This is a genomic window from Haloarcula sp. CBA1127 (assembly GCF_001485575.1).
In the GTDB taxonomy this organism is placed as follows: Archaea; Halobacteriota; Halobacteria; order Halobacteriales; family Haloarculaceae; genus Haloarcula.
In genome coordinates, this window is record NZ_BCNB01000002.1 from 341,091 (window position 1) to 367,620 (window position 26,530).

25 protein-coding genes are annotated in these 26,530 nt (G+C 61.2%); 16 read left to right on the forward strand and 9 right to left on the reverse strand.

The window, feature by feature from the left end:
- Nucleotides 1–24 precede the first annotated feature (24 nt).
- From AV059_RS02555 to AV059_RS02575, 5 genes are all read left to right on the forward strand, one after another.
- Complete coding sequence (locus AV059_RS02555; RefSeq protein ID WP_058992032.1) at nucleotides 25–867, forward strand: SDR family NAD(P)-dependent oxidoreductase; 843 nt, start codon at nucleotides 25–27, stop codon at nucleotides 865–867.
- Between the two features lie 5 nt (nucleotides 868–872).
- Nucleotides 873–1,247: a Rid family detoxifying hydrolase gene (locus AV059_RS02560; protein WP_058992034.1), complete on the forward strand. Its 375-nt coding sequence runs from the start codon at nucleotides 873–875 to the stop codon at nucleotides 1,245–1,247.
- A 1-nt stretch (nucleotide 1,248) separates the two neighbouring features.
- Nucleotides 1,249–1,887: an HAD family phosphatase gene (locus AV059_RS02565; RefSeq protein WP_058992037.1), complete on the forward strand. Its 639-nt coding sequence runs from the start codon at nucleotides 1,249–1,251 to the stop codon at nucleotides 1,885–1,887.
- A 323-nt stretch (nucleotides 1,888–2,210) separates the two neighbouring features.
- Nucleotides 2,211–3,143 carry a DMT family transporter gene (locus tag AV059_RS02570; RefSeq protein WP_058992039.1) on the forward strand — a complete coding sequence of 311 codons (933 nt, stop codon included), beginning with the start codon at nucleotides 2,211–2,213 and terminating at the stop codon, nucleotides 3,141–3,143.
- 304 nt (nucleotides 3,144–3,447) lie between these two features.
- A complete protein-coding gene (locus AV059_RS02575; RefSeq protein WP_058992040.1) occupies nucleotides 3,448–4,752 on the forward strand; it encodes a dicarboxylate/amino acid:cation symporter in 1,305 nt (434 codons plus the stop codon).
- A 198-nt stretch (nucleotides 4,753–4,950) separates the two neighbouring features.
- On the opposite strand, the gene epsC is transcribed toward AV059_RS02575, so the two are convergent.
- Entirely contained in the window at nucleotides 4,951–5,814 is an 864-nt protein-coding gene (epsC, locus tag AV059_RS02580) for a serine O-acetyltransferase EpsC (protein WP_058992042.1), read from the reverse strand.
- 151 nt (nucleotides 5,815–5,965) lie between these two features.
- On the opposite strand from epsC, the gene AV059_RS02585 reads away from it, so the two are divergent.
- Nucleotides 5,966–6,166 (forward strand): hypothetical protein, encoded by a 201-nt coding sequence (locus tag AV059_RS02585; protein ID WP_008312239.1) that lies wholly within the window; start codon nucleotides 5,966–5,968, stop codon nucleotides 6,164–6,166.
- 42 nt (nucleotides 6,167–6,208) lie between these two features.
- Here AV059_RS02585 and AV059_RS02590 read toward each other — a convergent pair whose 3' ends face one another.
- Complete coding sequence (locus AV059_RS02590; protein ID WP_058992044.1) at nucleotides 6,209–7,102, reverse strand: bifunctional methylenetetrahydrofolate dehydrogenase/methenyltetrahydrofolate cyclohydrolase; 894 nt, start codon at nucleotides 7,100–7,102, stop codon at nucleotides 6,209–6,211.
- 315 nt (nucleotides 7,103–7,417) lie between these two features.
- On the opposite strand from AV059_RS02590, the gene pabB reads away from it, so the two are divergent.
- Entirely contained in the window at nucleotides 7,418–8,929 is a 1,512-nt protein-coding gene (pabB, locus tag AV059_RS02595; protein ID WP_058992046.1) for an aminodeoxychorismate synthase, component I, read from the forward strand.
- A complete protein-coding gene (locus tag AV059_RS02600) occupies nucleotides 8,926–9,498 on the forward strand; it encodes an aminodeoxychorismate/anthranilate synthase component II (RefSeq protein WP_058992047.1) in 573 nt (190 codons plus the stop codon). Before pabB ends, AV059_RS02600 begins: the two co-directional genes overlap by 4 nt.
- Nucleotides 9,499–9,517: 19 nt before the next feature.
- Here the strand turns inward: AV059_RS02600 and AV059_RS02605 are convergent, their stop codons facing one another.
- Nucleotides 9,518–11,374: a BCCT family transporter gene (locus AV059_RS02605; RefSeq protein ID WP_058992050.1), complete on the reverse strand. Its 1,857-nt coding sequence runs from the start codon at nucleotides 11,372–11,374 to the stop codon at nucleotides 9,518–9,520.
- 89 nt (nucleotides 11,375–11,463) lie between these two features.
- Entirely contained in the window at nucleotides 11,464–12,711 is a 1,248-nt protein-coding gene (locus tag AV059_RS02610) for an NAD-binding protein (protein ID WP_058992052.1), read from the reverse strand.
- Nucleotides 12,712–12,883: 172 nt separating this feature from the next.
- Between AV059_RS02610 and AV059_RS02615 the strand changes: the two genes are divergently transcribed.
- Nucleotides 12,884–13,294 carry an EamA family transporter gene (locus tag AV059_RS02615; protein ID WP_004966000.1) on the forward strand — a complete coding sequence of 137 codons (411 nt, stop codon included), beginning with the start codon at nucleotides 12,884–12,886 and terminating at the stop codon, nucleotides 13,292–13,294.
- 90 nt (nucleotides 13,295–13,384) lie between these two features.
- Complete coding sequence (locus tag AV059_RS02620; RefSeq protein WP_058992054.1) at nucleotides 13,385–13,765, forward strand: Rid family detoxifying hydrolase; 381 nt, start codon at nucleotides 13,385–13,387, stop codon at nucleotides 13,763–13,765.
- Nucleotides 13,766–13,786: 21 nt separating this feature from the next.
- Here the strand turns inward: AV059_RS02620 and AV059_RS02625 are convergent, their stop codons facing one another.
- Complete coding sequence (locus tag AV059_RS02625; protein ID WP_058992057.1) at nucleotides 13,787–14,056, reverse strand: hypothetical protein; 270 nt, start codon at nucleotides 14,054–14,056, stop codon at nucleotides 13,787–13,789.
- Nucleotides 14,057–14,234: 178 nt separating this feature from the next.
- Here AV059_RS02625 and AV059_RS02630 point away from each other — a divergent pair, with 178 nt between their 5' ends.
- Together AV059_RS02630 and fdhF are read left to right on the forward strand one after the other, a co-directional pair.
- Nucleotides 14,235–15,758, forward strand: a complete 1,524-nt coding sequence (locus AV059_RS02630) for an NADH-ubiquinone oxidoreductase-F iron-sulfur binding region domain-containing protein (RefSeq protein ID WP_058992059.1) — start codon at nucleotides 14,235–14,237, stop codon at nucleotides 15,756–15,758.
- A complete protein-coding gene (gene fdhF, locus AV059_RS02635) occupies nucleotides 15,755–19,066 on the forward strand; it encodes a formate dehydrogenase subunit alpha (RefSeq protein ID WP_058992061.1) in 3,312 nt (1,103 codons plus the stop codon). Before AV059_RS02630 ends, fdhF begins: the two co-directional genes overlap by 4 nt.
- Before the next feature lie 240 nt (nucleotides 19,067–19,306).
- Here fdhF and AV059_RS02640 read toward each other — a convergent pair whose 3' ends face one another.
- Both AV059_RS02640 and AV059_RS02645 read right to left on the reverse strand, forming a co-directional pair.
- A complete protein-coding gene (locus tag AV059_RS02640; RefSeq protein WP_058992062.1) occupies nucleotides 19,307–20,038 on the reverse strand; it encodes a creatininase family protein in 732 nt (243 codons plus the stop codon).
- 129 nt (nucleotides 20,039–20,167) lie between these two features.
- Complete coding sequence (locus tag AV059_RS02645) at nucleotides 20,168–21,019, reverse strand: type II CAAX prenyl endopeptidase Rce1 family protein (RefSeq protein WP_058992064.1); 852 nt, start codon at nucleotides 21,017–21,019, stop codon at nucleotides 20,168–20,170.
- 566 nt (nucleotides 21,020–21,585) lie between these two features.
- Between AV059_RS02645 and AV059_RS02650 the strand changes: the two genes are divergently transcribed.
- Complete coding sequence (locus tag AV059_RS02650) at nucleotides 21,586–22,887, forward strand: S8 family serine peptidase (RefSeq protein WP_058992066.1); 1,302 nt, start codon at nucleotides 21,586–21,588, stop codon at nucleotides 22,885–22,887.
- Nucleotides 22,888–22,951: 64 nt separating this feature from the next.
- A complete protein-coding gene (locus AV059_RS02655; RefSeq protein WP_058992067.1) occupies nucleotides 22,952–23,563 on the forward strand; it encodes a helix-turn-helix domain-containing protein in 612 nt (203 codons plus the stop codon).
- 193 nt (nucleotides 23,564–23,756) lie between these two features.
- Here the strand turns inward: AV059_RS02655 and AV059_RS02660 are convergent, their stop codons facing one another.
- On the reverse strand, nucleotides 23,757–25,118 hold the full coding sequence (locus AV059_RS02660) for a BGTF surface domain-containing protein (protein ID WP_228841710.1): 1,362 nt from the start codon (nucleotides 25,116–25,118) through the stop codon (nucleotides 23,757–23,759).
- Nucleotides 25,119–25,457: 339 nt separating this feature from the next.
- On the opposite strand from AV059_RS02660, the gene AV059_RS02665 reads away from it, so the two are divergent.
- Nucleotides 25,458–25,736, forward strand: a complete 279-nt coding sequence (locus tag AV059_RS02665) for a PRC-barrel domain-containing protein (protein ID WP_058992069.1) — start codon at nucleotides 25,458–25,460, stop codon at nucleotides 25,734–25,736.
- 144 nt (nucleotides 25,737–25,880) lie between these two features.
- Nucleotides 25,881–26,060 carry a hypothetical protein gene (locus AV059_RS21355; RefSeq protein WP_079990699.1) on the forward strand — a complete coding sequence of 60 codons (180 nt, stop codon included), beginning with the start codon at nucleotides 25,881–25,883 and terminating at the stop codon, nucleotides 26,058–26,060.
- Between the two features lie 59 nt (nucleotides 26,061–26,119).
- Here AV059_RS21355 and AV059_RS21360 read toward each other — a convergent pair whose 3' ends face one another.
- Nucleotides 26,120–26,269: a hypothetical protein gene (locus AV059_RS21360; RefSeq protein ID WP_228841711.1), complete on the reverse strand. Its 150-nt coding sequence runs from the start codon at nucleotides 26,267–26,269 to the stop codon at nucleotides 26,120–26,122.
- Nucleotides 26,270–26,530 lie beyond the last annotated feature (261 nt).

Below are 26,530 nucleotides of genomic sequence, written 5' to 3' on the forward strand. Positions count from 1 at the left end.
GCAGCTTACGTGGGTGACCCTGTCATGGTAGAGTTATCACTAGCGGACCGGCCGGCCATTGTGACTGGCGCGTCGCGGGGTATCGGGCGCGAAATCGCAGCCCGGTTCGCCGAAGCGGGTGGCGACGTCGTCGTCTGCTCGCGCACCTACGAGGATGTGGAAGCGGTTGCGACGGAGCTAACCGACACACATGAGGGTCGCGTTGTTCCGGTCGAGTGTGACGTCACAGACCGTGAAGCGGTGCGGGACCTTGTCGACACGGCCATCGAAGAATTCGGGGACATCCGGGTACTTGTAAACAACGCTGGCGGGGCAGACGAATCCGCCAACCTGTTGCACCGGTGTGACGAGGAGACCTTCGAATCGATGGTCGACCTGAACCTGAAGAGCCAATTCCTCCTGAGCAAAGAGGTACTGCCGGCGATGGTCGCTGCTGGCGGCGGGTCGATAATCCACATGGGCTCGGTCAACGGCCTGTTCGGTATCGGGCTCTCCGGCTACTCCGAGGCGAAAAGCGGACTCCTGGCGCTCTCCCGAAACATCGCCGCCCACTACGGACAACACGGGGTCCGGTCGAACGTTATTTCAGCAGCGACCATCGAAACGGCGAACAGGCGGGCAGAGATGGAAAACACGGAAGAACGGACCGGTGAGACCAGCGCCCGGGAGCGCTGGCTCGACCAGTATCCGCTCGGTCGGTTCGGCACACCGCGGGAGGTCGCTGATACGACCCTGTTCCTTGCCTCCGAAATGTCGAGTTTCGTTACCGGTGAGAATCTGGTGCTTGACGGCGGATTGACGACGAGCCTGCCGACATCGTTCATCAACAAAGTCTACGACGCGAACGACCAGCCGACAGCCAATTAACACCCATGGAAGAACTAACAACTGACGACGCACCTGATAGTATCGGCCCGTTCTCGCAGGGAATCGCTAGCGGCGACCGTATTTACGTGTCTGGACAGGGGCCAGTCGACCCGGACACCGGCGAGATAATCCAAGGCACGCCCGGTGAACAGACCCGACGCACACTCCGGAACGTCGCTGCCGTACTGCAGGCCGGTGGCGCTTCGCTCGACGATGTCGTGAAATCGACGGTGTTCGTGAAGGATATGCGATACTACGACGAGGTGAACGAGGTGTACGGTGAACTCATGTCACCCCCCTATCCCGCACGCAGTGCTGTTGAAGTCGTTAAATTGCCAGTCGATATCGACGTTGAGATAGAGGTTGTTGCAGAACGGTAGTATGTCGCATCTGGTAGTGTTCGACCTCGACGGGACACTCACCCGACAGCGCGGCGGGTTTGAGCTGTTGCACACCCTCTATGGAACGACACCGGAAGCCGAGGCGCTGATGGACCAATTCGAGGCCGGAGAAATTACGTTTGCAGAGTGGTGTCGAGGAGCAGTCGATGTGTGGCGTGCGAACGATATCACCAAGTCAGACATCGAGCGCGCGACCCGGGCCGTCAAGCCGAAAGCGGGTGCCGTCGACCTCCTCAACCATCTCCAGCATACGGATATCCGATTCGGCATTCTCAGTGCCGGCGTTGCGAACCTCGCGACGCAGTTCGAGCAGTACGAGCCAGCGTTTGTTCGCGGAAACTGGCTTCGGTTCGAGGATGGGCGGATTTCGGGTATCGATGTCTGTGTCGGTCCCGATCAGAAAGGAGAACTACTGAGAGAGATCCGAACCAAACAGAACCCTTCTTCAATCACCTATATCGGTGATTCACACACTGATACCGAGGCGTTCGCCGAGGCAGATACCGCGGTGTTGTTCGACCCGGACGACCGCGTTCCCGAGACAGCAATCGAGGAAGCGGATACAATCGTCGAAGGTGCGGATATACGAGAGGTTCAAAACCGTATTCCAAGAATTTAGTCATATATTTTTCAGAAAAGGCCAGATATTCTCAAAAATATAGATTATCCCAGTATTTTCTACGATACGTGCCTTCAGAATCGTTATATCCTAGGTCATATGGGAGAGAGTATATCCAGACACCCGTTCTGAAGGAGACGGAGCGTGCGGTGTGAGAGTTGGACCGCTGTCGAAGTTACGTACTGGTCCCAGCCGATATTACCCGGACAGATACGACGTAGCCGTCAGCACTGGTCGGGTGTTCGCTGGCGCAGTGGCAACATCTAGCAATTTGCAACGGGCTTCGACGGCCCTTTTACCGTCGGGGGGTGACTGACAATTGAATGAGTCGCTATCGAACGACCGGTTGCTTTCTCCTCCTGGCTGCAATCTGGGGTACTGCATTCATGGCGACAGACGTCGGCCTCGCCGACCTGCCGCCGGTACCGTTCGCCGCCGCCCGCTTCGACATTGCCTCCGTTCTCCTGTTTGCTGCGTTGGCTGTGACAGGCTCCTTAGAACGGCCACAGACGCGCGACGACTACGTGTACGTCCTCGCTGGGGGGACGCTCATGATCGGAGTCCACCACGTATTCCTGTTCACCGGGCAGCAGTACGTCACCGGGGCCGTCGCCGCCGTGTTGCTCGGTCTCGTTCCCGTCGTGACGCCCGCACTGACGAAGCTCGCGTCCAGCGATGACACGTTCACCGCGAATACGGGAGTCGGCGTGGTACTCGGGTTCATCGGCGTTATCGTCATTGCTGACCCCGACCCGGCGAACCTCCTCAGCAGCACGATCGGAATCGCGCTCGTGTTCGCGTCGGCGCTGGCATTTGCCATCCCGGCCGTCGTCACGCACGACACCAGTCCGTCAATGTCGTTTCTGGCCACGCAAGCGTGGTTGATGGCTATCGGGGCCGTTGTCCTCCATGTCACCGTGCTCGCGCTCCCCGGACAGTCGTTTGCAGACGCATCGTGGACGCCGTCCGCGTTTGCGGCGCTGTTGTATTTAGCCGTCGTCGCCGGTATCGGTGGTTTCCTGCTGTACTTCCGGCTACTTGACCAGCTGGGTCCTATCGAGATGAGCTTCATCGAGTACGTGATTCCGCTGTTCGCCGCGCTCGCCGGCTGGCTCGTGCTCGGACAGCAAGTCACACTCGCTACGGTTGGCGGGTTCGCGTGCATCCTCATGGGATTCATGGCAGCGAAGTGGACAACGTTGCGAGCGGAACTGCGTCGGGTCGTCGAACCGAAAACCAGTCCGCCGGCTGACTGATCGGGAACAGAGCCTGCAGGCTATCACTCGGTGGCCGATGCTGCCGGATTCAAAGAAATCGACAGTGGAGCGAAAGGCGGTAAGAATGACCGTCAGGCCGGAGGGACAGCGGCCTCGCGCTTCTGAAGACAACTGAATTACAGCCGCCATTTTGCTATCTTTTCAGAGGATCAGTAGCAGCACTCGGCATTTACCGGTAAACCCGGCTCCAAACGGAATCTTGTAAGAGCAGACCGCATCATAGCCGCTCACACATACTGGCGGGGCTAACGGGTTTTTATAAGACCGTCTGTTGCCCTATAATATGATACAATCCGCTCGCACGCTATGGAGCCGGTATCGGTCCATCCCACTCATCTGGCGTATTTTCATCGCCTTCGTACTGGGCGCAGGTGCCGGTATCGCGTTCGGGGAGCAGATGGCCGTAGTCAGGCCAGTGGGCGACCTCTTCCTTCGGCTGCTCAATATGCTGGTCATCCCGATCATTGTCTTCACACTGCTGACCGGGATTCGGCAGCTTTCGCCCGCAAAGCTCGGAAAGATCGGCGGTGCGACAGTCGGTCTCTACGCCCTGACGACGACTCTCGCAGGTATTATCGGCCTCGCAGTTGCAAACGTGCTCCAGCCGGGCCGGGGACTCGAATTCGGCGGCGGTGAAGCGCAATCGAAAGCGCCGCCGTCGTTGCTGGATGTCGTTCTCGGTATCGTGCCGAACAATCCCGTCGCGGCGCTTGCAGAGGGGAATCTGCTGGCGACGGTGTTCTTCGTCATCGTCTTCGGAATCGCGCTGACATACGTCCGCGCCCAGCAGGGCGGACTCGCAGAGAGTGTCGATTCAGTGTTCGAGGCCTTCGAAGTGGGTGCTGAAGCGATGTTTGTCATCGTTCGAGGGGTCCTCGAATTCGGTGTGCTCGGCGTGTTCGCGCTGATGGCGTCCGGAATCGGCACTGAAGGTATCGGCCTGTTCTCCTCGCTGGGCGAGCTCGTGTTGGCAGTCACTATCGCAATCGTCATCCACATCGGCTTCACCTATCTCGTTCTGTTGATGGGCGTGATTGCCGACGTGTCGCCGATTGCGTTCCTCAGCGGGGCGAGAGACGCGATGGTGACTGCGTTCGCGACTCGGTCGTCGAGCGGAACGCTCCCCGTCACGATGCGTAATGCGGACGAAGACCTGCAGATCGCCGAGCGAGTGTATTCGTTCACGCTTCCAGTCGGTGCCACGGCGAACATGGACGGGGCCGCCATCCGGCAGGCAGTCACCGTGATGTTCGCCGCGAACGTCGTCGGACAGCCACTGGTGCTTACTGAACAGGTTTTCGTGTTGATTGTGGCCGTCCTCATCAGTATCGGAACCGCCGGTGTTCCGGGAGCGGGCATCGTCATGCTCACTGTAATTCTCACGCAGGTCGGTCTCCCGCTGGAAGTTGTCGGGTTCGTCGCCGGCGTCGACCCCATTCTCGGGCGGGTTGCGACAATGAACAACGTCACTGGCGACCTCGCGGTTTCGACCGTCGTCGGGAAGTGGAACGACGGACTCGACCTGAATGAGGGCGTCTGGTCACGAAATCTGAGCGGCGTCGCCGAGTTCGTTCCCGGCGACGACTAGAGAGGAACAGCGGTCGCGATTGAAACAGAAACTAATGCTGGTACAGTTGTTATTCTAATCTATAAGAACAGAATCACGTCTCACGGCTGGACTGACAACGACAGTATGAGCGGGTCCGGAGCGAGTACACCAGTCAAAAGCGGTCGTCTGTCCAGTCCGGAGCAGCCCTGCGTGAACTTCTGTGTGTCAGTTTTAACGTTATTTCGTTCGTTTCCGTTCCTGCGTCGGGTGGTCCGTGACATACACCTTCGTATCGTCCGGAACGTCGTCGGTGACCCAGGAGTTCGCCCCGATGCTAACGTGGTCGCCGACGGTAATAGCACCCAGAACTTTCGTGCCCGCGCCGATGACGACGTGGTCGCCGATATCCGGGTGTCGTTTGTATCCCTTCTTGAGTCTGTGTTCGTCGCTCTCGTCGGCTTCGAAGTGGAGTGCGCCGAGCGTCACGTCCTGATAGAGGCGAACCCACTCCCCGACAGTCGTGGTTTCACCGATGACGACACCGGTCCCGTGATCGATGAAAAAGTAGTCGCCGATTTCAGCGCCGGGATGGATGTCGATGCCGGTCTCAGTCTTGGCGTATTCGGTGAGTTCACGAGCGTACTCAGAGGCACCGGCCTCGTAGAGAGTGTGTGCAACCCGTTGTACGAGTATCGCCATGAACCCCGGATAGGACCGGATTATCTCCATGTACGTCTTCGCCGCCGGATCGCCCTTGAACGCGGCCTCGACGTCTTTTTTAAGTCGCGTGCGAACCGCTGGGAGTTGATCGATGATGGCGTCGACTGTCTCAGCGGGGTCAGAGCCGGAGTACGGTCTGATACCGGCAAAGAAGAGGCCGCCAAGAGTGTCGAGACGGTCCAGCACGGCGAGTTCGTCCCGGACCAGTTCAGCAGCGTTCCAACAAGTCGGGAAGAACAGTCGTTTGAGGATGTCGATTTCCGGCCTTCGGTGTTCCCGCCGCGGGAACTCCATCTGTGTCTGGGTCGGGAACGGCTCCTCGTCGGCCCGGTACGCCGCGAAGAGTTTCTCGTGTGTGTCGCCCGTGTAACAGTAGTCCATATCGGATTGTTGGGCTGAACCACCTTAGTCTTGAAACAACAGTTATCTCTTTGTCTATATGTTGTGTTCTCGCTGGCGCAGTAGAACTGAAAACGAGCGGAATCCCACACTGAGAGGTAGCTATTTGATACTGGCTTGTCATCGAGTCTGTATGAACGGCGAGTGTTACTTCTGTCACGGCATCGTCTCCCCACCGGAGGAAGGCCACATCTGGCTGCGTGAGCACGACAGCCACGAGGTATATATGCACGAACAGTGTGCCAGCGGTCACAACGTCATCGAAGGTGGGCAGAACCCGGCCGGTGAACTCCTGATTACGTGCCCGGAATGTGGCGAAGTCGAAACCGTGTAGCAATCCACGCAGGCAGCCCTGTGGACGGGCCGTGGCTCCGTCCTAGGGAAGTGTAATATCGACGCCGGACTGCAGGCTAGCCGCTTTCACGGTGTTGTACATTAGCATTGCAATGGTGAGCGGGCCGACACCGCCGGGAACCGGGGTGATGGCGTCCGCTTTCGCTTTGGCGCTCTCGAAGTCCACGTCCCCGACGAGTTCGTACCCCTTCTCCGTGTCAGCAGCAACCCGGTTGATACCCACGTCGATAACTGTCGTGCCCGCCGAGAGCATCGACCCGTCTATCATTTCCGGAACCCCGGCGGCGGCGATCACGATGTCCGCGTTGCGAGTCTTGTTCGCGAGGTCATCAGTCCGGGAGTGGCAGACGGTCGTTGTCGCGTTCCCGCCCGGCCCGTACTGGATGAGCAGGTTCGCCATCGGTTTGCCGACGATGTCCGAGCGTCCGACGACAACGGCGTCTTTCCCCTCTGTCTCAACACCAGTTTCGGCCAGTATCTTCTGTATTCCGTGGGGCGTGCAGGGTTTGTATCGCGCGTTCCCTGCGACGAGCCGACCGACGTTTTCCGGGTGGAACCCGTCGACATCTTTCATCGGGTCGATGCGCTCCAGTACGTCACGCTTGTTCACGTGGTCGGGGACCGGCATCTGGACGAGGATTCCGTGGACGGCCGGGTCCGCGTTCAGTTCGTCGATGGTCCCAAACAGCGTCTCGGCCGGTTCGTCCGCGCTGATTTCGTAATGGAACCCCTCGATGCCGATCTCCTCACAGGCCTGTTGTTTCATCGAGACGTACGTCTCACTCGCGCCGTCGTCGCTCATTAGCACCGTCGCCAGCCCCGGTGTGACACCCTCGCTGACGAGCGTGTCCGTACACGCCGCGACGCCCTCCGTGATCTGGTCGCCGATTTCGTTCCCGTCGATTACTGTAGTCATTGTTGCTAGATTTGCTGTCGGCCCCGAAGTCCCCAGTTAGATGTCCAGAGTGAGCAGACTGCTGCACGGTCAACTGCTGGGGTTGGCCAAGCGTTCGATGTTCCCCTCAAGCCCCGTCGGAATAGTGGGTGATGCGGAATAGTCCAGCCTTTGAAATGATACCGGCTATTCGTCCAGTGTTTAGCCGTAACCAGTCGACAGTTCGGCAATATTTCGGGCAGTGGGACGGAGTACCGAAGGTTTTTGTCCTGACCCATGCTTGGTCTACACAACCACACCGGGAGGCAGGGCCTCTCGCTTAGGAGCAACTGCACTATGACTGAGATTCGATTCAGCACCGACAAAGAATCGTTCATCGAAACTGCGAGGGCAGCAGCGGACGGCGCCCGTGTGCCGGTCGAGGCGCGCGTCACCGTTGCTGACCCGTTCGAAGCGTATCGCCGCGCCCGCGACGAGAACACAGACGGCTTCTATCTCGAAACGACCGGTGGGCAGTCGGGCTGGGGGTACTTCGGCATCGAGCCAATCGAGCGCGTCGAGGTGTCCGCAGGAGCGACACCCGCACAGGATGGCGGAAGTCCGAGTCTCGAAGCTATCGACAACCTACTCGACCGCGAACACCTAGAACGGGGCGACTGTACGGTTCCATACCCGTGTGGCGCGTTCGGGTGGCTTTCCTACGACGTAGCACGGGAACTAGAGGACATCCCAGAGACGACCGTTTCGGATGGCCTCCCACGGCTTCAGTTTGGCGTGTTCGACTGCATCGCCGCGTGGGAGGAGCCACACGACGGGGACGTCGAGATGCATGTAACGGCCTGTCCCACCGTCGACGGGTCGCCTGAATCGGCATTCGAGCGTGGCCGGACGATGGCCCAAGAGCTAGCACAGGACGCCATCCACGGCGAGAAACACGTCCAGTCCCAGCCGACCGCTGCAAGTCAGGCCACGTTCGAAAGCGAGTGCGGCGAGGCAGCGTTCGCCGACCGCGTCCGACAAATAAAACAGTACGTCAGGGACGGCGACACGTTCCAGACAAACGTCTCACACCGGCTGACCGCCCCGGCGGCCGTCCACCCGGTCGACACCTTCGACGCTGTCCGTCGGGTGAATCCGGCTCCGTACTCAGCCCTGCTTGAGTTCCCCGGCGTCGACCTTGTCAGCGCCAGCCCGGAGCTGTTGCTGGACGTCGATGGGGACCAGTTGCTCACTGAGCCGATTGCCGGAACGCGGCCGCGAGGCGCGACGCCGTCCGAAGACGAGGATCTTGAGGCAGACCTCTGTAGCGACGAGAAGGAGCGGGCCGAACACGCCATGCTGGTCGACCTCGAACGCAACGACCTCGGCAAGGTCAGCGAGTACGGGTCCGTCGATGTCGCCGAGTACCGCCGCGTCGACCGGTATTCAGAGGTGATGCACCTCGTTTCCCTCATCGAAGGGGAGTTACGCGACGACGTGAGCATTGCCGACGCGGTCGCAGCCGTGTTCCCCGGCGGAACCATCACCGGCGCGCCGAAACCGCGGACGATGGAGATTATCGACGAGGTGGAGCGGACCCGACGGGGGCCCTACACCGGCAGTATCGGGATGTTCGGTTTCGACGAGCGAGCGACGTTGAACATCACGATCAGGACGCTGGTTCACTACGACGGCGAGTATCGCCTCCGTGTCGGGAGTGGCATCGTACACGACTCCGTTCCAGAGGCGGAGTACCGGGAGACACTGGACAAGGCCCGGGCGCTCGTTACTGCCGTCGACGAGGCACTCGGCGAACAGGGGTCGTTCGCGGTCGAATCCGGGACCGAACCGATGGAGGGAATGCGATGATACTCATCATCGACAACTACGACTCCTTCGCATACAATCTGGTCCAGTACGTCGGCGAGTTCGACGAGGTCACGGTCCGTCGGAACGACGCTATCGACGTCGCGGGCATCCACGAACTCGACCCGGACGGCATCGTCGTCTCACCGGGGCCCGGGACGCCAGCGGAGGCCGGCGTGTCCATTGACGTGTTCGCCGAGACAGAGTACCCGGCGCTTGGCGTCTGTCTGGGCCACCAGGCGCTCTGTGCGGCCCACGGGACTCCTGTTGGCCACGCACCGAGCGTGGTCCACGGGAAGCCCTCGGAGGTCCGCCACGATGGAACGAGGCTATACGACGGCGTCGACGACCCGTTCGAAGTCGGGCGGTATCACTCGCTGGCCGTCGAAGCAACGGAACTCCCGGACACGCTTTCGGAAACGGCCCACACGAACGACGAGCAGGGCATCGTGATGGGCGTCCAGCACGCCGAAAAACCGCACATCGGCGTCCAGTTCCATCCGGAGAGCATCCTCACTGACGCCGGGAAACAGATCGTCGAGAACTTCTGTACCGGAATCGCCAAGGCCTAAATCACAGCACCCGCGCGGTCTATTTCTTTTCAGGTGGGTCGACGTCGTGGTGTGTCTGAATGTCCGGCAGTTTCCTGACGGCGCGTCGGAAGAGGGAGGTGTGGCCCTGCTCGTCCCGGTACCAGGTCACGGTCAGCCCGCCGACCGCCACAAGTGATATTACGGCGAACGGGCCGCCAGTCAGAACGGCCAGCGCCTGGAGCGTCTCGGCACCACCGAGAAGCAACACCGAAACGGCGACTGCACCCTGAAAAATGCCCCAGAAGACGATATGCGTCGCCGACGGTGCCATCCCCCGTCGCGTTGCCAGAACCGAGACGACGAGCGTCGAGGTGTCCGCCGAGGTGGCCATGAACACGATGATGAGCGCAAGAAACAGGAACATCAGGAGCTGTCCCAGCGGCAACGACGCGAACAGCGGGAAGCCGGCGACCGCCTCCGAACCGCCACGTTGTGCGATCGCGGCGAGAATATCGGCCTGCCCCGTCTGCTGGATGAACAGCGACGTGCCACCGAGCAGCAGGAACCAGACCATCGTCGCCGCTGAGGTCGCGACGACACTCGTGAACACGACAGTTCTGACCCGGCGACCGCGGGAGAGTGCGGCGATGAACAGCCCCGCGAAGGGTGCCCACGAAAACCACCACAACCAGTTCCAGACGGTCCACGCCGCGACCCACTGCCCGCCCGTGTGAAGACTCAACGGAACGAACTCCACCACGTAGGTCCCGAGTGCCTGCGTTCCTCGCTGGAGAATGAACGACCGTGGACCGACGGCAGCGATGAGAAGCGCGAACAGGCCGAACAAGACAATATTGAGACCGGCGATGCGACGGATGCCACGGTGGATTCCAGTCGCGCTAGAGACAACGAATATCAGCGTCAAGCCGCCGACGAACAGGACCGGTCCGACCTCACCGGCTGCCACGTCCCACTGGTAATTGATTCCGGCGAGAAACTGCTCGCTCACGAGTGCAACCGAGGTGGCGATGCCCCCGATAGTGGCAAAGACGGCCAGCGTATCGACCAATGTAGCCCAAGCCGAATCCAGTTCATCGACACCGAGCAACGGGGCCAGCACCGTCGAGACCCGGAGCGGTGCGCCCCGCGTGAACGCGAAGTACGCGATCGGGACGCCGATGACGGCATAGGCGCTCCAAGCCGAGACGCCCCAGTGAAAGAGGGTGTACACCAGCGCGCCGTTGATCGCGCCCGGCGACCTGGGGGCTGCCCCGATGTACGGCGGTGGCTGATCGTAGTGAAACAGAGCCTCAGTGGGGCCCCAGAACACCAGTCCGGCCGCGATGCCGGCCGTGAACACGAGCGTAAAGTACGTCGGATACGTGTAGCTTGGTTCCGTGTCTGGACCACCGAGTTTGATTTCACCCCAGGGCCCAACCAAGAGAAACAGACAGTAACAGACCGAGAGGAAGACCGCGGCGAGAAACAGCGGGCCGCCGCCGCGAAGGACTGTGGCAGCAGCGGCGTCGACAGCACCCGTCGTCCGTGCGGGGAATGCGATCTGGAGCCCGAAGAACGCGGCAAACACGAGCACCGGGAACGCGAGGATGGCTGGCTCGTGCTGTGTGAGGAACTCTCTGACGGCCCGTCTGACATTGGTCCGCCGAACACGGAGCAGGACATCGGCCGCGGCCGGCGCAGTAGCGTCTTCGGAGTAGGGAAGGAGCGCGATGTAACAGAGTCCCGAACTGAAAAACACGAGCGCGATAGTCAGCCATGCCGGACCAGTCACGGCTTCGCCGACAAGCGTCGGAAAGAAGAACCCTGCGAGCACGAGCGCCCCGGACGCGGCGCACAGTGGCACCAGTAGCCGGCCGACAATCTCCGCAATGCCACAGGCGTCCGAGGTGGCCATGCGTCAATATTCAGTATCGAATACATATATTACTATCCCACAGCACGATGCAAGCCGGTCGACACCGTCGCTGACGAGCGTTGGGACCGCTACTCGGTGGTGTCTCCGCTCTCCTCGTCGTCCGCGACGATTCCGTCCAGTAGTGGTTCGCTCGACTCACGGCCCAGCACCGACTTTCCCAGAAGCCGTCCGCCGATAGAACGGGGGTTGATAACTTCGTCCGCCCCGACCGCGCGGAACTTCTCGACGTGTTTCTCGGCAGTCGCCGCTGCGACTGTGCGGATGTCAGGATTGACGTTTTTCGTCGCGATGACCGCAAGCACGTCGCGGGCATCGTCGTTACTCCCCACCACAACACCGCTTGCGGTCCCGACGCGTGCGTCCCTGAGGACATCCTCATCGGTGGGATCACCGGTGAGCAGATTCACGCCCTCGCCCTGCAGCGACGCGACCGTCTCCTCGTCGGGGGTAACAACCACAACCTCCGTCTCGTCGCCCAGTTCCTCAAGCAGCGATGCCGTAACGTCTCCGTACCCAAGAACCACGACGTGGTCCTCGAGGAGTGTGAGTTCTGATGCTGTCATGACTCCGAACGCTGTCGCCATTCTGGATTCGATAGCCGGCCCGATGAGCGCGCCCACGGCGACGGTGAACGCGCCGGTCCCGAACAGGATAATCGAGAGCGAGAACCATCGTGCTTCCGCCGTCACAGGTGTGATATCGCCGTAGCCGACCGTCGCGATTGTGACGACGACGTAGTACACGGCGTCGCCCCAGCTGTCGAGTTCGAGGAACTGGCCTCGTAGCCCGTAGGCACCGACGGTCCCGTAGAGAACAACGCCGAAAATCGCCGACAACGATGCGATCTGAATCGGCGAGAGGTCAAGAGACTGGTCGAACCGGTGACGGTTGCGGACCAGCAGCGGGTACGTGACCAGTGTCAGCAACAACAGCGGGATGTCAGTTGGCTGAAACGTGGTAAGCGGCAGGACTACCAGACCGAGTAGCACGACGGCCGCCACGCGCCACGCGAGTTGTTTGCGCCGCTGGAGTCCAACCGTCACGATGCCGAGGATAAACGCGAACAGCACCCCACCGAACCTGACAAAAAGTATCGGAAGGTCGACGACTGCGGTCAACGGGCCATTGAGGGTAAGCGACGCCTGGCTGAGGTTCGAAAGACCGGTCACGAACGCCAGCAGCGCGACCGTGCCGGTCAGAACGACTGTTGGTTTTGCGCCGGATAGCTCGTCCCACTCGACGAACGGGACTCTGTCAGCCGGATAGAACACGTCCTCCAGCGTCCGGTCCGACGAGTCCTCAGGGACGTTAGCCATTAACATACTTTTGTCGGAGTCAATATAAAAAACACGCGGCGAGCGGGCACCGAACTCAAGTCAGCGGACCACATACGACCACATCAATGCGTCGATTGCACGAGCATGGGTGTCGCCATTCGCCAAGGGCGCTTAGAGGGAGCGGGGACCGACTCATCTGGAGGGCGGACAGATGAACGCCGCCGTCCTGTTCGGACTGGGAACGATGATAGCCTGGGGGTTCTGGATAGCGTTTGGCAACGTCGCGTCGAGTACAATGGACCCGGAGACCGCGGCGTTCGTGTCCTACGCCGCTGCAACGGTCGTCACCGGGATATACGTCGTTGTCTCAGACGCATCGTTCGTCGTCACGAACCGGGGGATGATGTTCGCCGGCGCGGCGGGCGTCGCGGCGGCCGTCGGCGTGGTCTCGACGTTCGTCGGCGTGACTGTGGGGCCCACGTCGATTGTGTCCACCATCGGCGGGATGTACTTCATCACTGCCGCGGTCATCGGCGTCATCGCGTTCGGGGAGTCAATGACGTTGACGAAAGCCGCCGGCATCGGTCTGGCGCTGATAGCGATTGTCGTCATCAATCAGTGACTGGACACAACTGGTAAGCGCCCGAGAATGTTGTGCGAGCGTGACTCGTCACGGCGGGGGTTTATCAGATGGGGGCAGGTACGGCCGAATATGAAGCACGTAATCAGCACCGACGAAGCACCGGCCGCGGTCGGCGCGTACAGTCAGGCAACGTCGAACGGCGACCTCCTCATCACCGCCGGACAGCTCCCGCTAACGACAGACGGCGAACTCCTCGACGACGAGCCAGTCGCTGACCAGACGCGGCAATGCCTTCACAATGTCGCGGCGATTCTGGAATCAGAAGGGCTCTCGCTGGACGACGTACTCAAGACAACGGTCTATCTCGACGATATCGACGACTTCGATGCGTTCAACGAGGCCTACAGCGAGTTTTTTGAATCGGAACCACCGGCGCGGAGCGCCGTCGGCGTTGGTGCGGTCCCGAAAGGTGCAGCGGTCGAAATTGAAGCTATCGCGACCACCGAGTAGCGAGCGCGGCCGTTCCGTATCCTACCGCAGCTCCATCTGTTCTGCTCGCTCTGCGGCGAGCGTCGTCAGTTCGTCGACGCTGCTGTCCGAGCGGTCCGCGAGGACGCGAAGCAACATCCCGAGCTGTATCGCCGCTGCCTCGCGGAGTTCAGCCGCCTCCTCGGTGTCGTTACCGAAGTAGTACTCGTGGCGGCCGTCCTCGTGGATAATACCGGTGTACACCGAGCGCAGGTCGGCCTCGGTTATTGCGGCTGACGCCTCCGCCTTGACTTCCTTGAACCGTGGATTCATGATTTCGATTGGGGGTAACGTCCCGCTGCCTCATTGTTTCGACGGAACAGTCTGACCAGCGCTGTCTCATCAATGTATAAGCAAGTGATATGTTGTGGGGGCCGACGACGCCACTGCAACCAGTGGTCCCGGGACCGCTCGGCTGGGGTTTTTAATCGTTCAACACGAGGCACAGAGTATGACTCGGGAAACCACGGCCCTCGCTCATTCGACCGCCGTCCGGGTATCGACGGACGGCCGGTCACAGAACGAGGACAGGGTCCTCTCCGCGGCGCGAGCGACAGCGGATTCGACGCCGGTCGTCAGGACGGGACCGACGGGCATCACAGCAGCCACACCGCTTGTGATGGTCACGCGTAGCGGACGGACAGCGTTCTACGGCGACCCGCCGCCGGGTACTGTCCGTGACCTCGTCAGTGAACTGGAAGCGGGAACAGTACCGACAGCCGATGCGGACGCCGTCGTCGAACACGACCCCGAAACGGCCTCGCTCCCCATCCCCGAGCGTGGCCCGCTCTCGGTCGGCCGCCGCGACGTACTCGGTCCCTGCGGCTGGGTCGCCCCACTGGAGCCGGCCGACTGGTCGTTCGTCTCGCCCGAGCAGACTGCCGACGCTGCAGCAGCAGCCGGGCTGCTGGGCCGGGGCCGCGGGGACGCCGCCGCTGACGAACCGGTCGCCGATACGTGGGAAACAGCCAGCGAAACCGACGGTGACCCAGTGGTCGTCTGTAACGCCAACGACGCCAGCGACCTCCCAACAGGCGACGACACTCTACTGTCCGGCGCACCGATGGCAGTCCTGGACGGGATTGGAGCGGTCGCCGAGTACGTGGACGCTGTCGACGCTGTCGTCTATGTAAACGAGTCGCAGACCGACTTGCAGGCGCACCTCCGCGAGGCAATCGACGCGGCCGCCGACACCCTGCCTGTCGTTCCGCAGCTGGTGGCCGGTCCGGACGAGTTCCGCGCCGGCGAGCCCACGGCGGCGCTCGAAGCACTGGAAGGAGCCGACCGCATCGAGCCGCGGCTCCAGCCGCCCGCACCGGCCAAACGCGGCCTATACGGCCGCCCGACAGTCATCCACACCCCGCGAACGTTCGCGCACGTCCAGCGAGCAGTTGCCGATCCCGATAGCGTCGACGCTGACGCGGCGGACCCCGGGACGCGACTTGTCACGGTCACCGGTGACGTTGCCAACCGGGCGACGGTCGAACTTGGGTCCAGCGCAAGCCTCGCAGCGGTTCGCGGAGCGGTCGAGATGGACGGGTCGTTCAAGATGGCCTGCGTCGGCGGCGTTCTCGGCGGTGTCACTCGCAGCCTCGACATGGCACCGACCGCACAGTCGCTCCGAGCGGCCGGGCTCGGAACCAATGGCGTCGTCGAACTGTTCGACACCGGTCGATGTACCGTTGAAACGGTTGGGAAGCGGGCGCGGTTCGCATCGATGGAGAACAGCGGCCGGTGTGTGCCCGGTCGCGAGGGAACGAAGCAGCTCGCAGAACTCCTTCGTGACGTATATGACGGCTCGTTCGAGAGCGACAAGATACGTGAACTCGGCCGCGTGATGCGTCAGTCGAGTAACTGCCAGACCGGCGCGCATGCGCCACGGCCGGTGACCACCGCCATCGACGAGTTCGAACCCGAGTTCCGCGCTCACACGAACGGACACTGTCCTAGCGGTACCTGTACGGAGAAACTATGAGCACAGACAGATCGATTCCACGAGTTCCAGATCTACACGACCCACAGCCCGAGACGCCAGTTACCCGCGAGTTCGAGACCGGAACCGCTAACGACCCGGCCGTGGGGACCGACACGGACGACCCGACGACGCTGACAGTCGACGGCGAGCGGGTCACGGTCGCCCCGGGGTCGACCATCATCGACGCTCTGCAGGACCTCGACGACGATATCGTCAGTGTCGACCCCGGCGCAGAGGGCGTCGAAGACGATGCTGACGTACCTGCGCTGTGTTACTACGACCGTGACGGTGACTGTAGCGATGAGATCGGCCCGCGCAGTGAGTGTCGGACCTGCATGGTCGAGACAGAGGAGCACGGTCTCGTCCCATCGTGCTCGTTCCCTGCCGAAGACGGCCTATCCGTCTCGACGGACACCCCCGATGCCGAGGAAGCCCGCAGCGTCAACCTCGACCTCGTGCTGTCGAACCATAACCTCCGGTGTACCACCTGCAACGGCAACGGGCGCTGTGAGTTGCAGGACGCCGCCATCAGCGAGGGCGTCGACCACCCCAGATACGGCGTCTTCGACGAGCGCGACCAGTACGAACCCATCGACGACACTTCCTCGTTCATCCAGATCGACCGCAACAAGTGCATTCTCTGTAACCGGTGTGTCGACGCCTGCAACGACGTGCAGGTGGAAGGTGTCCTTCGAATCGAAGGTCACGGCGAGGACACCCGCATCGGCTTCCAGTCCGACGCCGAGACGATGCACGACTCTGAGTGCGTCTCCTGTGGGCACTGCGCCACCGTCTGCCCCACCGGCTCGCTGACCGAGAAGGGCATCGACGGCGCGGCGACGCTCCCGCTGCCGGGGTTCACGCAACGGAACTCCATCGGGACCGTCATCGAACACGAGGACGCCGAGACCATCGACGACACCACCGCCCCGAATCGCGGATTCGAACCCGACGACCCGAGAGCAGCGAAGGGGAAGCAAGGCCTCGCCAGATTCGCCTCAGCGGCCAAACGCCGCGCTGGGGACATCGCCAAAGACTACGGCAAAAAGGCGTTCCTCGCCGGCGAACACACCGCCGAGAGCATCGCAGCAAACACGATGCCCGAGGGCCGACTGTTCGACATCGCCGACCTGGTCAGCGACTACCGACTCTCGAAAATTGACAAAGAGGAAACGACCTGCGGGTTCTGTGCCGTCGGCTGCCGGTTCGAGATGTGGGGCAAAGACGGCGACTCGCTCGGCGTCGTTCCGGTCGATGACCCCGACGACGCGCCCGCGAACAACTTTTCGACTTGCGTAAAAGGGAAGTTCGGCCACGAGTTCGCCAACAGCGAGCAACGGGTCACCGAACCACTCATCCGCAACGACGACGGCGACCTCGAACCGACGACCTGGGACGAGGCGCTTGAGTATGTCGCCGAGCGCTTCACCGAGATTCAGGACGCCCACGGCATCGACTCGCTTGGCTGTCTCGCCTCTTCGAAGGGGAGTAACGAGGAGGCATACCTCGTCCAGAAGTTTGCCCGACAGGTGCTTGGGACGAAGAACATCGATAACTGCGCGCGACTGTGTCACTCCTCGACGGTGGCGGCGCTCCAGCAAACGCTTGGCTACGGCGCGATGACCAACCGTATCAACGAGGACATCGGCGAGGCTGACGCCTACCTCATCAGCGGCTCCAACACGACGGAGTCCCATCCGGTGCTCGCCACGCGAATCAAGCAAAACGTCCGGGATGGAGCGGACCTCGTCGTGTTCGACCCACGGAAGGTCGGTATCGCCGAACACGCCGACCAGTACACCCGGACCAACCCCGGCTACGACGTGGCCTGGCTCAACGGCCTGATTCGGTACATCATCGAACACAACCTCCACGACGAGGACTTCATCGAGCGCAACACGAAGAACTTCGAGGAGGTCAGGGAGAAAGTTCAGGCGTTCACGCCCGAGAAAGTCGAGGAACTGGCAGGCGTGTCGCCGGACGAACTCGCCTCGGCCGCCGAAACGCTTGCCGAGGCCGACAGCGTTGTCTTCGGCTGGGCGATGGGGATGACCCAGCAGAGCCACGGCACGGAGAACCTCATCGCGATGGCCGACCTCGCGCTCGTCCTCGGGCAGGTCGGCAAGCCTGGTGCCGGCCTCTCGCCGTTCCGCGGGCAGAACAACGTTCAGGGCGGCGGCGGCGACATGGGGACGCTTCCGGGGAGCCTGCCAGGGTATCAGAACCCGGCGGACGACGAGGTCGGCGAGAAGTTTGCCGACGCGTGGGGCGAGCGACCGCCCGAGGAACCCGGACTCAAAGTGCCGGAGATGCTCGCCGAGGCCCACGCGGGGAACCTCCGCGGGATGTACGTCGTCGGCGAGAACCCGGCGCTCTCGGAACCCGACATCCAGCACGCCGCCGAGGCGCTGGAAGACATGGAGTTCCTCGTCGTTCAGGATATCTTCATGACCGAGACGGCGGAGTATGCCGACGTGGTGCTCCCAGCGGCTACCTCGCCGGAGAAACACGGGACGTTCACCAATACGGAGCGACGCATCCAGCGAGTTCGGCCCACGTCCGAGCCGCCAGGCAAGGCCCGCCAGGACTGGGAGATAACGCAGGCGCTGGCCCATCGGCTCGGCTACAACTGGGACTACGACCACCCACGTGAGGTCATGGACGAAATCAACTCGCTCGCGCCAATCTACGGTGGCGTCACCTACGACCGCCTCGAATCCGGCGCGGAACACGGCCTCCAGTGGCCCTGCTGGGACGAGGATCACGAGGGCACGCCGTACCTCTATGACTACGACGAGGGGAAGTTCAACTTCGAGGACGGGAAGGCCCGCTTCGTTCCCGCCGATGGTGGACACCCCGGCGAGATTCCCGACGAGGAGTATCCGCTGACGCTCACTTCGGGGCGCGTGCTGTATCACTGGCACACGGGTCAGATCACCCGCCGCGTCGAGGGACTGATGAGCCACGTCGGCGAGAGCTTCGTCGAGGTGCATCCCGAGACGGCCGAGAAACTCGGCATCGCCGATGAGGAGTACGTCCGCGTCGAGTCCCGACGGGGTGACATCGTTGTCAAGGCGCAAGTGACCGAGCGCGTCGGCCCGGGGACGCTATTCATCCCGATGCACTTCGCTGCCGGCGCGGTCAACAAACTCACCGGCGAGACGTTCGACCCGACAGCCGGCATTCCTGAGTACAAGGTGTCCAGCGTTCGTGTGGAAGTGCTGGGGCCGGAGACAGACGAACAGGTGCTCCGGACGCCAGACGCTGGTGGGAAACAGATCCGGAAGCGAGGCGCTGGCGACGACTGAGTCGGCGCGGCCGCTTCCAGCCAGTACACGGAATTGCAAGCGGTGTCATAACAGATCCAGACAGTTACGTCATAGACAAGTATAAGTAGTTATTATTTAGTCTTAATTCTCATCTTTGGCTGTTGTTCAGCCCCTTTCAAATCGTATAAATATTTTTACCAAGAAAATAGACACAAACAATCTCGAAGGGTAGCCAGATACTGTGGTTTCAATAGAAGATATCTGCTTTCGCCTCGACTCTCACTCACGAGGCCCAGCCGGTCGGTCAGCGATTTCATCAAGGAGGTCAATGAGCGACTCGGTCGCCAGTTCCAGCAGCGTCTCGCCGCGTTCGGCGCTGCCCTCACGCGGATCACCGACAACCCCGTTCTCAGTGAACTCGTCGGAATCGAACGCAAGGTTGACGCCGCTTTGCCACTCCCCCCAGCCGTCGCTACCACCGTCTGCGGCCTCATCCAGCCGGTCCTCGTGGACTGTTTCGGGATTCGTGTGCCGGAGGAGCGAAGTCTCCAGCGGCCCGCCGTGGCCCATGTCGGCGCTGTGGTCACCGACCGCGTTGAACCACGTGAACGGGACGGCGAAAGCCTCGTCGTGTCGGGTTATCGTGCCCGAAACTTCCCGTAATGCGTCGATGTTGCCGCCGTGGCCGTTGACCAGCACCACGTGGTCCCAGCCGTGGCTGGCGAGACTACCGACGATGTCACGGATGTAGGACCGAAACGTCGATTCGGAGGTCCAGAGCGTCCCGGTAAACGCTCGATGCTCCTCGGCGACGCCGACGGGGACTGCTGGTGCGACGACGACGGGGTCATCGTGGCGCTCAGCACCGTGTTCGGCGACTGCCTCAGCGTCGAGCGTGTCCGTTCCGAGCGGCGCGTGTGGCCCATGTTGCTCTGTGCTCCCAACGGGGAGCAGCGCCAGATTCGTCTCCACGTCCGCCATATCAGTCCAGGTTTCCGTCTGTAGATCCATGGGTACGTCTCTGTCCGAAGCGAAAATAAAGCCCAGTTTCTCCCCACCTGTTACGGTTGGTTGCCACTTAGCCACAGAATTGGACACGTACGTACGATCCGGCCCATGCCTCACAGACAGAGAGAGTCGTCAGTCCCCGGCTGAGGCGTGGTTGTTGCGTTGTGACCAGATAAGCGGCGTCTCAACAGGATCAACCACCCGAACGGTCAGATAGACCAGCGTAACCATGATAGTGTATTCGAGCACGCTGACCACCAGATGTAGCTCAGATGGGACGGTCACCTTGACGAGGAACGGGGGGTGATTCATCGATGCATGGAACAGCGCGACGAGCCAGAGGTTCCCCGAGAGCGCGTACACGCTCCCGTAGGCAAGACCCATGAGCGCCAGTCCGAGGAGCCTGACTGCAAGCCCGGAGCTAACGCCGTGCCCCGATGCGAGAAACCACCGCGGGAGATGAAACAGGGCGAACAGGACCGCGGCAAGGCCGATACCGGACAGCACTGCGCGACGAGTCGTCTCACCGGCCAACCACGTGAATTTCTGCTGGAGGTACGTACGGAAGAGGAACTCTTCCGGGATCGCAGTGAACAGAAGTGAACTGAAAAGCGCCGCGAGATACAGCAGCGGGTGGGCAGCGGTTCTCGACAACGAGGCTTCGAATCCGGAGATGCCACCCATCGCGAGAGCGACCGCAACAAGATTGTACAGTCCCCAGAACACGGTGACCACCCCGATCACGGGGCCCAGTGTGCGAACAGACGGGAGCAGAGAACGCGGTGAGACGGCCTCTATTCTGAGCGTCCCAACCGTGAGTGCGACGAGGAAGACACCCCAGATCATTCCCAGGACGGGTGGCGGCGATGCGCCGGGGGAGATGGTCATCAGTCCGGAGAGGACCACAATCACCAGGAGGTACGTTGCAACGGGAACCAGCGGCCCGCCGCTGAATCTCGGCAGGCCAATGTCAGGGCGCAACATCCAGTCGGAATCCGATGGCCGACCCAAAATTATCTTTCATCTCGCAGTCCGGTACAAACCTGTCGACGACGAGTACCGAAGTGTGTGAGTTGGCTACAACCCAGATGCATTGAGATTTAAAACCAGTTTTTAGTCTTTGATAGTTTTAGTATGCTCCCGTCCGACGGTTCAAACGCCGGCGACCGCCTGAGACGGGTCCCGGCTGCCAGCGCCCTCCCCATGTGCCACCGGTTTCCCCGAATCGGAATCCATCCCGGTCCGGTTGTCCACACGACAACGGGCACAAACCGCCCTCCCCGTTGTCGATTGCTCGAATCAGAGTTCGTTGGTCCTACAGTCGGATCTTGCCACACCACACAGACTGAAAGTAACGATGAAACGACGTGTCCGCTGGGTAGACTGTTCCTATGTGAATGGACGTGTGTCGGTTTTCACAGACAACGTATTCCGCGCTGCGTATGCCCGAGTAGCCGAACGTCTCGGTACAGCGTTCGATACTCACCCAATGTTCGTTGAGAGCCTGTCGCTCTACGTTCCGGTGGTCGTATCGCAGCAGGTGGTCAGCAGTGCGTGATCGGACTGTACTGCTACTGACCGTCGTCGCAATCGTGTCACTCACCGGTAGCATCGCACTGCTCGCAGTGACGGGGCCGACGGACCCCCGCCCGAATAGGGCCGATACCGCATCAGTATCAGTGTCAGACGGATCAGCCGACCGGTTCGAACGTCTCCACGCGGCCGGGGTTACAGGTTCGAACGTCTCGGTCGGTATCGTCGATCCGACCGGATTCGACACGGAGTCGGAAACGATTGCTGGACAGGTCTCCGAGACACGGAGCTTCGGCGGTGGGTCCGTAGACGACACCCGGGAGGCACACGGAACCGCGACGGCCGCCGTCGTGTCGCGGACCGCACCGGGCGCCGCCCTCTATCTCGCCCGGGTCGACAGCGTCAGCAGTTATCGGCAGGCAGTTGACTGGCTCGTTCGAGAGGACGTCGACGTTATCGTCGCACCTGTTTCCTTCTACGGACAGCCGGGCGATGGAACCGGGCCAGTCGCCCGGAGTGCGACGCGAGCGACGGAGCGTGGGTCAGTGTTCGTCGCCCCAGCCGGGAATCTCGCACAATCCCACTGGTCAGGACGGTACACCACCGAAACCGTCCAAAACCGGACAATCGAGTTTACCAACAGGAGCAGGCAGAATTACATCCGGGGCGGGACCGAAATCACGGTCTGGCTCTCGTGGGACCGGAGCCATGCAGACGAGGAGTACACAGTCGAACTGTATCGAACGAACGGAACCGATTCCCGTCTCGTCGCTCGTTCACAGCCCTACCGCGGCGACGACGTACCAAACGAGCGAATCGTTGCCGACGTCAGGCCCGGCGACTACTATCTCGTGATTCGTGGGCCCGCATCGCCGACTGGCGCACGGTTACGGCTTGTCTCACCGACGCACGACCTCCAGCACACGTCGACTCGAAACAGCATTGTCGCTCCAGGGACGGCCCGCGAAGTCATTACTGTCGGGGCATACAACAGCCGTGTCAAGCAGCTCGAACCGTTCAGTTCCCGCGGCCCGACAGTCGATGGACGGACCGGTATTGACATCGTGGCCCCGGACAGGCAGTTCGCCGCTGCCGCACCTGACGGCTTCGTCGGCTCTTCGGCCGCAGTCCCGTACGTCGGTGGAACCGCGGCCCTGATGCTAGAGGCGAACGAGTCGCTATCGCCCCGCGAAACAGAACGCCTGCTGGAACAGACCACGAGAGACGTGGGGAGGCAGAGGCTCGACAACGAGACCGGCCACGGGGCGGTCCGTCCAGTCCATGCAGTCCGGAGTGCACAGAACCGCACGGACGGTTAAATCTAGTTTTAAGCCAGCCACAGGGCTTTGATGGGTCCAGTATCATATATCCGACAGTGACGCTATGTCGAGTCTCATCGAAACGATACAAGAGCGGACCGGGACAGCGGACGAATCGCCGCGGGTACTCGGTGTTGCGGAGAACGAAACCGACGACGTCCTCGACGCGCTCGCATCGGACACCAGCCGGTCGCTGTTCCGCACGCTGTACGACGAGCCCGGAACGCCGTCCGAGATAGCGGACCGGTGTGACACGTCGGTCCAGAACGTCCACTACCACGTTTCGAACCTCAAAGACGCAGATCTCATCGAGCCGGTCGAGACGGTATACTCCTCGAAGGGCAACGAGATGACCGTGTACGGCCCGGCGAGCGACCCAATTGTGCTGGTCGGCGACAACGACCTTGCGCCGCGCATCCAGCAATCGATGAGCAACGTTATTACGGGGATAGGACTCATCGGCTTTGCGAGTCTCTTCGTCCAGTGGGGCGCAGAAAGACTGGCGGACGCAACCGCCGGATCCGAGGTCCTGGCCCCCGCAAGTCCGCATGCAGGGCCAGTCAGTGGAACCAGCACACTCGCATGGTTCGTGTTCGAAGTCGTCGAGCCGGGTGTGCTGTTTTTCTGTCTCTGCATCACCGTGCTCGGTATCGCTGCGCTACTGACTGACGGGTGACTCTGGCGAACCGCTGTCATAGGAAGGACCGCTCTGCCGTGGCGATTTGAGGATAAAACCCACAGACCTCAGTCTCAGATCGCAACGTGACAGCCGTGGGTAAGGCAATGGGATCAGGCCTCAGACGAGGGTAGCCCGATCGCCAAACCCGAGATGGTTTCAAAAACCGTGCGTATAGCCCACTGTCGCGACGTCAGTCCATCACGGACCGAAGACCGATGCCTACGCCAACGATAGCGAGCACCCCGCCGACAGCGAGAGCGCCGACACCAACCCCAAAGTCACCAGCCTGTGACTGCTGCGCGGCCGGCGTTTCGCCGGTAACTGAATCGACGCCGTCAGAAGATGCGTCTGTAGATGTGGTGTCCCCATCTGTGATGAGCAGCGTGCCGACCGTGTCGGGCCGCCCGTCGGCCACTTCGTCCCCACGGTACAGCGACAGGTCGTAAGTGCCCGCGTCAAGGTGGGAATCGAGGGCGACCTCCGAGCCGGATTCGACCGCCACGGCATCGGCATCCGCAGCGGTTTCGAGGGTCGGTTCGTCGTGACCGGCCGCCATGGTGTCAAACAGGAGGGCGACACGATCATCGCCGTTCCCGTCACGGACAGTCGCATTGATCTCGTAGTTGATTTCCGGGTTTCCGATAGAAATGGTGGCTGCGTCGGCAGTCGCGAGGACGATGTGGATTCGGGCAGTCTCTCCCTGCCGCCCTTTGACGACTGGTTCCTCTAGCCCAAAGTCGGCCGACTCCTCAACCTCGAATTGCTCGCTTGTCGTCCCGTTGGCTTCGATGACGATCGTTCCGACAGTCGGTCTCCCGTCAGTCGACTGCCCATCGAACACGCGGTACGAGTACGCAGCGGCGGCGAGCGTGGACGAGAGGTCCGGCTCCGACTCGGTCACGGTCAGCGAGTCACCGTCGTCCGCCACGCTGAGCGTCGCTCCGTCCGTACCGGCGACCGCAGTATCGAAGAGGACCAGCACCTCGCCGTCATCATCGTCGTCACTGACGGTCGCGTTGATCCGGTAGTTAGCCGCCTCGCTGCCAATGGAGAGCGTTTTGGTTCCTCCATCAGTCATTGAGACCGGAATTTCGGCGGTGTCGCCCTGGGAGACCTCGACGACGTTTTCGCCATCATCAGTCGATTCCGGGGTCTCTATCTCCGGTACCGTATCAGTACAGTTGCCGTCACACGGGGCGATAGTCTCAGTACGTTCAAACAGCGTGTCGCCATCGACATGAGCGGACAGCTCGTAGGATATGTTCGCTGGGGGGCGAGACAGATCAAACTGGGCGACGAATGTCCCATTGGGCTGTACTATGACCTGCCTTTGGTAAAGGAACGGGTTCGACGAGTTCTCTGACAGGATTCTGACCGTCATTTCCGTCCCGGGCTCCAGCGTGGTCTCTCCAGTGACTACCTGTTGTTCGTCGGCGTGCAGCGGGAGGCTGTCCTCTGAGACCGTGGCTTGCTGCTCCGCAGCGGCAAGCCCCGGACCCGTCGCCGCTGCAGCGATAAGCACTGCGGCCAACGCCACCGACCGAACGCTCACAGAATCACCTCCTGTGGTGCGGGCAACTGTCCGTGCGTTTGAGAGTGATGCTGCCAACAGTACCGCGTTGCAGGTGGAGGGCAATTCGCTGGCATACAGTTAGCGGTTACGCCGGGACTGAAAAAGCACCAGCGATAGGTTAAAGCCGTCTTGAACCCCGTAATGCTGATCCGATCAGTGCGCCGGCGAGTCCGTCATAATGTACCGGTCATATCTGTGACACAGTTTCGGCGGCGACCATGTTCATCGTATCCACGTACGCACCCGCTTTGTAGTAAGAGACGATATGCCACAGGAAGATGCAGTAATTTTATGGTAATTTCGGGATTATTGACCAGTATGCGAACGGTCCTCGCAAACCAGCTCTCCAACGTCCGGGTCGTGAGTACCGATGGCCGCGAAGTCGGCACACTGCAAAACATTACGCTCGATACAGCTACGGGAGAACTTCAGACAATTGTCATTAGCAGCGAGGTTCAGGAGATATTCGGCGTTGAGCGGGATTCCGACGGCGACATTCGATTACCGGCGTCCCTCATCGAATCGATGCGGGACCACCTGACCATTCAGCCGCCTGCAGAACAGAGTGTTACAGGCCGCGATACTGTGGATTCATAGGTAACCCGTCGGGTGTTCAAGCGGGCCAGTCCGAGTGCAGTTGTTAGTCATGCGTATTCAAATATCGTTGGCTGACAGGTCTGTCAGCGCAAATACGAACGAGTTCGGGCGAATACTCTTCTTTACAAATAGCTGAGGAGGTTTATGGAAGCATTATCGCCTGCACAGCACTATCCCGGCGTTGTCCTTGGTATCCTCTGTGCTGGTGTCGGAGCCGTGTTGCAGGGCGTCGAAAGTAGCGTTCTGTGGGGCCTTGTCGGGTACTTTGTAGGCAAATCGCTACAGAGTACGCTCTGGACTATTACCGGCGAACGGACCTCGTGACACGAAGACAGTCAGCGCGAAATGCCGACTCAGCCGTGGTGGAGGTCGGTAAATCCGATCTATCCGTTTCGCTTGAAGCTGGCGGCCACCATTGCGGTCAAGACGGCGAGGACGAGCAGTTTGACGGCGACGAGGTGCCCGATTGGGGAAGCGAGCAGCGCTGGAGCGGACAGCCCGATGAGACCGGTAGTCTGGTAGACGCCGGTCACGAGCACAACCGAGATAACGACGAGGAGGTGGCGACGGAACGCGTGTGCCTGTGGTTTCAGCGCCCAGCCGATTCAGTATCGAATCGACGCGGATTCCCCGCCAGGAAAGGCCCTCTGTGACCTCTTTCGTCCGCTGGTGAGCCATTCGCATAGTCGACAGTCAGACAGAGTGAGTCGATGATGCTCGCCGTCGGAGCCTGCCGAGCCAGGGACGATTCTATCGTGTTGGTCACAGACATAGTCACACGTCATTATACAACA

Bases quoted from the DNA above. Each gene is read 5' to 3' on its own strand.
- AV059_RS02555 (WP_058992032.1), top strand. From the start codon at position 25: ATGGTAGAGTTATCACTAGCGGACCGGCCGGCCATTGTGACTGGCGCG.
- AV059_RS02560 (WP_058992034.1), top strand. From the start codon at position 873: ATGGAAGAACTAACAACTGACGACGCACCTGATAGTATCGGCCCGTTC.
- AV059_RS02565 (WP_058992037.1), top strand. From the start codon at position 1,249: ATGTCGCATCTGGTAGTGTTCGACCTCGACGGGACACTCACCCGACAG.
- AV059_RS02570 (WP_058992039.1), top strand. From the start codon at position 2,211: ATGAGTCGCTATCGAACGACCGGTTGCTTTCTCCTCCTGGCTGCAATC.
- AV059_RS02575 (WP_058992040.1), top strand. From the start codon at position 3,448: ATGATACAATCCGCTCGCACGCTATGGAGCCGGTATCGGTCCATCCCA.
- epsC (WP_058992042.1), bottom strand. From the start codon at position 5,814: ATGGACTACTGTTACACGGGCGACACACACGAGAAACTCTTCGCGGCG.
- AV059_RS02585 (WP_008312239.1), top strand. From the start codon at position 5,966: ATGAACGGCGAGTGTTACTTCTGTCACGGCATCGTCTCCCCACCGGAG.
- AV059_RS02590 (WP_058992044.1), bottom strand. From the start codon at position 7,102: ATGACTACAGTAATCGACGGGAACGAAATCGGCGACCAGATCACGGAG.
- pabB (WP_058992046.1), top strand. From the start codon at position 7,418: ATGACTGAGATTCGATTCAGCACCGACAAAGAATCGTTCATCGAAACT.
- AV059_RS02600 (WP_058992047.1), top strand. From the start codon at position 8,926: ATGATACTCATCATCGACAACTACGACTCCTTCGCATACAATCTGGTC.
- AV059_RS02605 (WP_058992050.1), bottom strand. From the start codon at position 11,374: ATGGCCACCTCGGACGCCTGTGGCATTGCGGAGATTGTCGGCCGGCTA.
- AV059_RS02610 (WP_058992052.1), bottom strand. From the start codon at position 12,711: ATGGCTAACGTCCCTGAGGACTCGTCGGACCGGACGCTGGAGGACGTG.
- AV059_RS02615 (WP_004966000.1), top strand. From the start codon at position 12,884: ATGAACGCCGCCGTCCTGTTCGGACTGGGAACGATGATAGCCTGGGGG.
- AV059_RS02620 (WP_058992054.1), top strand. From the start codon at position 13,385: ATGAAGCACGTAATCAGCACCGACGAAGCACCGGCCGCGGTCGGCGCG.
- AV059_RS02625 (WP_058992057.1), bottom strand. From the start codon at position 14,056: ATGAATCCACGGTTCAAGGAAGTCAAGGCGGAGGCGTCAGCCGCAATA.
- AV059_RS02630 (WP_058992059.1), top strand. From the start codon at position 14,235: ATGACTCGGGAAACCACGGCCCTCGCTCATTCGACCGCCGTCCGGGTA.
- fdhF (WP_058992061.1), top strand. From the start codon at position 15,755: ATGAGCACAGACAGATCGATTCCACGAGTTCCAGATCTACACGACCCA.
- AV059_RS02640 (WP_058992062.1), bottom strand. From the start codon at position 20,038: ATGGATCTACAGACGGAAACCTGGACTGATATGGCGGACGTGGAGACG.
- AV059_RS02645 (WP_058992064.1), bottom strand. From the start codon at position 21,019: ATGTTGCGCCCTGACATTGGCCTGCCGAGATTCAGCGGCGGGCCGCTG.
- AV059_RS02655 (WP_058992067.1), top strand. From the start codon at position 22,952: ATGTCGAGTCTCATCGAAACGATACAAGAGCGGACCGGGACAGCGGAC.
- AV059_RS02665 (WP_058992069.1), top strand. From the start codon at position 25,458: ATGCGAACGGTCCTCGCAAACCAGCTCTCCAACGTCCGGGTCGTGAGT.
- AV059_RS21355 (WP_079990699.1), top strand. From the start codon at position 25,881: ATGGAAGCATTATCGCCTGCACAGCACTATCCCGGCGTTGTCCTTGGT.